Source organism: Glaciimonas sp. GG7 (assembly GCF_052976905.1).
Genome location: NZ_JBRIIQ010000215.1, coordinates 1 through 1234, shown reverse-complemented (window position 1 = coordinate 1234; position 1234 = coordinate 1). Strand labels below are relative to the sequence as shown.

The 1234-nt window shown below is 52.1% G+C and carries 2 protein-coding genes and 1 pseudogene; 2 read left to right on the top strand and 1 reads right to left on the bottom strand.

Going from position 1 to position 1234, the window contains the following annotated elements; translation table 11 throughout:
• Both ACVBEF_RS21210 and ACVBEF_RS21205 read left to right on the top strand, forming a co-directional pair.
• A partial coding sequence (locus tag ACVBEF_RS21210) for a ribbon-helix-helix domain-containing protein (RefSeq protein ID WP_447125873.1) occupies positions 1–188 on the top strand: 188 nt, incomplete at its 5' end.
• Positions 189–193: 5 nt separating this feature from the next.
• The gene (locus ACVBEF_RS21205) at positions 194–541 is read left to right on the top strand and encodes a type II toxin-antitoxin system RelE/ParE family toxin (RefSeq protein ID WP_447125872.1); all 348 of its coding nucleotides are present in this window, start codon (positions 194–196) and stop codon (positions 539–541) included.
• 129 nt (positions 542–670) lie between these two features.
• On the opposite strand, the pseudogene ACVBEF_RS21200 reads toward ACVBEF_RS21205, so the two are convergent.
• Positions 671–1234: pseudogene (locus ACVBEF_RS21200) on the bottom strand (TAXI family TRAP transporter solute-binding subunit); the annotation flags it as partial.

The following is a 1234-nucleotide window of genomic DNA, read 5'->3' as shown; positions in this document are numbered from 1 at the left end:
AAGGTCGCTATAGCAGTGTGAGCGAATATATGCGCGAACTTATCCGCGCTGACGAAAAACGTAAGGCCGAGGACCGGCTCGAAACCTTACTCCTTGAAGGACTCAACAGCGAAGAAACCGTGTTTACTCGGGATGACTGGGATGCCATTCGGAAGGAAGCGCTGGCAAAAATCAATAGAAAGAAATAGCCCTGATGCCGATGGTCCATACACGGGCGGTAGCACGGCAAGACCTGGTGAGCCACTATTTTTATCTGGCTGAGAACGCTGGTGAACATGTTGCCGAACGCTTTCTGATAAATGCAGAGGCTAGCTTTGCTGATTTATCGGAACATCCGGCGATGGATTCTCCGCTGAATTTGCGTAGCCCTGAGCTGAAGGGTATGCGCAAATGGCAAGTAAGAGGGTTCGACAACATTCTGATTTTTTACCTGCCGCGAGACGGTAACGGGGTATCGGTTGGACGGGTATTGCACGTAACGCAGGACTGGTGGAAATTACTCAGCGTTGAAAGCAGCTCAGTTCGGAATAAGTCTGCTTGAAGAATCGCCAGTTGGCGGTAACGCAATGGATGAACCAGCACCACCAAAGTCTCGCCAATCACCGACACATCATCATGCAAGATGCTACGTTTTATCTATTTAACTGATCGGGGACCAGTATGCGTAACCTCAACTACCACCCACCAACCTGCCCCGCACAAACCCAATATGCTCACGCAGCACATAAAACTGATCCGCAAACGCCAGCGGCATTTTCATCCGATTCACCGCCGCCTCAATCTCGTCTAGCCGTCGCAACATCTCCGCATGTTCCTCCGGCGTATCTGCACCGACTCCGCGCTCCAACGCAATCAACGATCCATACCAGCGATAAATACGCGATTTAATCCGCCATCCGTATAACAGCGGCACCAGCTTAAAGGCCGGAATCAACAACAAAATCAGCGGCAGCAAGACGACTACGGTGCGGTCCACCAGACTGGCCAGCCAGTACGGCAAGGTCCGATAGAAAAACCCTTTGCCGGATTTGTAATAGCGGGTTGCATCGTCGCTAATCCGAAACTCGTGCGGCAGCGGGGCTGGGAATTCATTGGCCCGTTGCAATATATTCGGGCCGCTATGCACCTCTTTGGCGGCATCGATCAACAAATCCGACAAGGCCGGATGCAAACCGTCACGGGCGATCAGCTCGGCGGTGGGCGCAATTAAACGGATATCGTGATCGGGAATATT